Source organism: Vibrio sp. AND4 (assembly GCF_000171815.1).
Classification (GTDB): Bacteria; Pseudomonadota; Gammaproteobacteria; order Enterobacterales; family Vibrionaceae; genus Vibrio.
In genome coordinates this window covers 1-3,681 of record NZ_ABGR01000066.1, presented here as the reverse complement: position 1 = coordinate 3,681, position 3,681 = coordinate 1, and the positions used below count along the sequence as shown (strand labels likewise).

At 44.8% G+C, this 3,681-nt stretch carries 5 protein-coding genes; all 5 read left to right on the top strand.

Features of this window, described 5'->3' with window-relative positions:
- Window positions 1–236 (top strand): hypothetical protein (locus tag AND4_RS18400; protein WP_009844493.1); only part of this gene is annotated, 236 nt, incomplete at its 5' end.
- A 3-nt stretch (window positions 237–239) separates the two neighbouring features.
- Window positions 240–1,466: a tail protein gene (locus tag AND4_RS18395; RefSeq protein ID WP_009844492.1), complete on the top strand. Its 1,227-nt coding sequence runs from the start codon at window positions 240–242 to the stop codon at window positions 1,464–1,466.
- 23 nt (window positions 1,467–1,489) lie between these two features.
- A complete protein-coding gene (locus tag AND4_RS18390; protein ID WP_009844491.1) occupies window positions 1,490–1,909 on the top strand; it encodes a phage major tail tube protein in 420 nt (139 codons plus the stop codon).
- 73 nt (window positions 1,910–1,982) lie between these two features.
- Window positions 1,983–2,576, top strand: a complete 594-nt coding sequence (locus tag AND4_RS18385) for a phage tail assembly protein (protein WP_009844490.1) — start codon at window positions 1,983–1,985, stop codon at window positions 2,574–2,576.
- 118 nt (window positions 2,577–2,694) lie between these two features.
- The coding region (locus AND4_RS18380; RefSeq protein WP_009844489.1) for a phage-related tail protein at window positions 2,695–3,681 on the top strand (987 nt) is incomplete at its 3' end.

The following is a 3,681-nucleotide window of genomic DNA, read 5'->3' as shown; positions in this document are numbered from 1 at the left end:
GCTCTGCGTTAGTGCAGGGCTTTTTGTTAGGAGCCGTTATGCACCAAGCAAAACCAATATCTAAGGCGAAGCGCGAAATCTACATCGTAGAGCTTCCATTCCCTTGGCATAAAGGTCATTGGACAACCAAAGGCCAAGAGCTAGAACTTCTTCCACAAGAGGCAAAAGCCCTACTCACTAACGGTCGTATTTCAAAGAAAGCGACTGCAATTAAAACCACGGTAAAGAGCAAATAATTTATGTTAATTCCTCAATTTGTTCACAATGGTATTTCTATTGTGAAGAAAGCCTTGCCAGCTCCAACGGGGCCGTTGGGTCAACATATCGTTTGTTGGGTAGGTACAGCACCGGACAAGCATACAGATGTGCCTTTCAATGTGCCATTTCGCGTAGCTAATACCACTGATGCAGCAAAGCTGGATACAACTGGTGAAGAAGGGGGTTGGCTATGGTACGCCGTAACTGAAACTTTGAAGAAAGTTTCGGTACCTCAGTATGTAATCGTGGTACCGGAAGGTGTGGATGCTACTGAAACACTTAACAACGTAATCGGCGGTATTGATGTGGGTACTGGTCAGCGCACAGGTATTGCGGCTATTTCGCTGTGTACTGAATCCCCGACGATCATCGCGGCACCGGGTTACACTCATCAAAAACCAGCATCTGATGCACTTGTAGCGGAAGCTTTGAAATTGATGGCGTTCCCTCACTTAGATGGCTTATCAACCAGCACTAAAGCGGTCATTGATTATTCATTGACGTTGGCCACTAAAGATACAGGTTACGATATTGCAGCCTTGATTGACCCACAGCCAAGCATTTATTCAAAGGCGGCTGGTGCGAATGTATACGTGCCACCATCGGTGCTTTCGGTTGGCTGTCATGCAGGCGTGGCATTGCATGAATCACCTGGTAACAAAGGCACATACGCTCAAGGTGTACAGCGTGACATTACTTACGACATTCTTGATGCCACGACCGAGGGTGATCTGTTGAACCGTCACGGAATTTGCTACTTCGGCAAAACGGACTTGGGCGGTATTTCACTGCTCGGTAACCGCACGCTTTCAGGTCGCTTTATTAATCAAGTGTGTTTGGAGCAAGCCATTTGTCGCAAGCTGAAAAAGTCTGCGCAAAAGGTGATGGCAGAAAATCTCGACACATCGTTCATGGAACAAGAAATTTCAAAACTGAACGCATGGGGTGCTCAGCTAAAAGCGAATGAAGAAGTGATCGGTATGGAAGTATCGCTTCATCCTGAGCTTAATACGGCTGAAACCTACCGCAACGGTACTTGGTACATCGCAATTCGTTATGCTGGCTTCCCACCAAATGAGCACATGGTTTACCACTCATTGAGGACATCGGCATTATCGACAACTTTATCTCGGAGATCTTGTAATGGCAGGTCAACGCACATTAGTAATGGCGAAGTTGTGCTCGAAGGTCACAAAGTTCTTCGGTGAGTTAGAAGAACATACGCCCCCCAGTGGTAGAGCGTAAAACAGAAGACGCGAAAGGTGGGCGCTATGCGTCCACTAAAAAGCGTACGGGTGTTACGGTCGGTAACGGAACATTAAAGCTTAAGGGTGCAACGGCACCAGCACTACAGGCTTATGGTGTTGAAGAAGATGAGCGCGTTCAGATTGACGTGAAAGCCTCTTATCAGGATGAAGATGGCAATGTATTTGCTGAGCATTGTTCTTACACGGCTGATATCAACAAAGTCGATGATGGCTCACGAGTATCGCAAGCAATCTCTGAAACTACGATTGAATTCGCGCCTCGTATCTATAAGCACACTGAAGATGGCAAGATCCGTTATGACATTAACTTAGATACCCAATATATCGATTTGGGTAAAGGTGACATCATGGCGAAGCATCGCAGCAATCTCGGTCGCGGCTAATTGTGTCCGTGGACCCATTCCAAATTTCTAGCTAGTTGGCTCCCGAAGGGGAGCCTTTTTTTGGAGAAAATTTATGACTCTGCAAATTGAAAACAAAAAGAAAACAGAACTAAAGCTTGCACCAATTACGCACAATCTTCTTCATCCAATCACCGTTGATGATACTGAAATTACCTCGCTAACTTTTGAACCTTTGACGTTCAGTATTTATAGCAGTGTCGATGTTGAACAAGACGATCAGGATGTTGTGGTTGAAGAGTTCACGTTGGCGTTAACAGGCATTTCAGAAAAGACGTTTGATAAGCTATCTACACCAGATTTTAACTCTATAGAAAAAATCATTTTCAGCTTGGTTACGAAGAACTCACCGGATTGGTTGCTAGGAATTGAAATCGGCAGTGAGAAAATTCAACTGGCTCTGCCAATCGTCGCTGATGATGGTCGTACGATTACTGAAATCGAATTAAAAGTGCCATCTGTGAGAACGCGTAAGATTTACAAGTCTCAGCCTACGGATAAGAAAAAGCAGGCGTTTATCACTCATGCTTGTTCAGGATTAAGCGAAACCGAAGTAGACAAGTTGTTTATGCCGGATTGGAATCAATTGCAGGTCAATATTGATAATTTTTTAAACCAGCAGGCAGGCTTCTTTCAGACAAAGATATAGAAGCGCTCTGTGATTATCTGCCGCTCGTTTATCCATATAACGATGAGCAAATAGGCGCACTACCAGCAGACGTGGCAGTGCGGCGTTTTTATTTGGCAATTGAAAGGTTGAAGCAACAATGAGCAATCGTTCAAAGTATCAAGTTGCAATTGCAGCGATTGATCAATACTCAGTGCCTATCAAGGCGGCCAGAACATCGTTTGGCTCACTGACTGAGGATGTTAAAGCTCATTCGGCTGAGATAAAAAAGCTCAATGCCAGTGCTGCCAGCCTTAAATCTTACGCGAGTGTTAAGCGTGATTTAACTGAAACGTCAGCTCAAATGGGCTCGGCTAAAGTTAAAGCGGAGCGGTTAGCTGTAGCGACAAAGGAGCTTAGTCTTCAAACGAAAGGCTACGAGTCAGCGGTTACCAGTTCTCAAATTAAGCTTCAAAACCTTGAAGCTCAAATGAGAGCAACGGAACAACCGAGTAAAGCTTTGCGAACAGCAATTAAAGAAGCTCGTAAAGAAGTTAAACTCAACACAGCTAATCTCAACGAACATCAGCAGCAGCTAAGTAAAACTCAGGCTGCTTATAATAAATCACGCAGTGAAGTTTCAAAGCTCACCAAGCATTACGATGTTCAGAGAACGAAGCTTCATAGCCTGAAATCCAAGTTAAATGAGTCTGGTATTCAGGCGCATAAGTTTTGTGAAACACAACGTCAGCTCAAGCGTGATATTACTGCTGCGAACGCTGCACTGGATAAGCAGAAAGCCAAGTTGAAATCGGTTCAGGCTGCATCTGCAAAGATAGAGTCGAATAAGATGGCTCGCTCTGAATTAGGGGGCGATGCGTTAGATTTGGCAATGAAGGGTGCTGTTCTGGCAGTGCCGATTAAGTTTGCTGTCGATTTTGAATCAGCGTTTGCTGATGTGAAAAAAGCGGTGAATGATGCAAGCGATGAAGAGCTGGAGGTGATGAAGAAAAGGATTGTTATTGAGGCGCCTAAACTGGGTGTTACTCAAGAAGGTCTTTCTGCAATCATTGCCGAGGGTGCTCGAAACGGCATCGCAAAGGATGAGTTGTTTAACTTTGCAGAGTCAGCAGCAAAGATGTCTGTT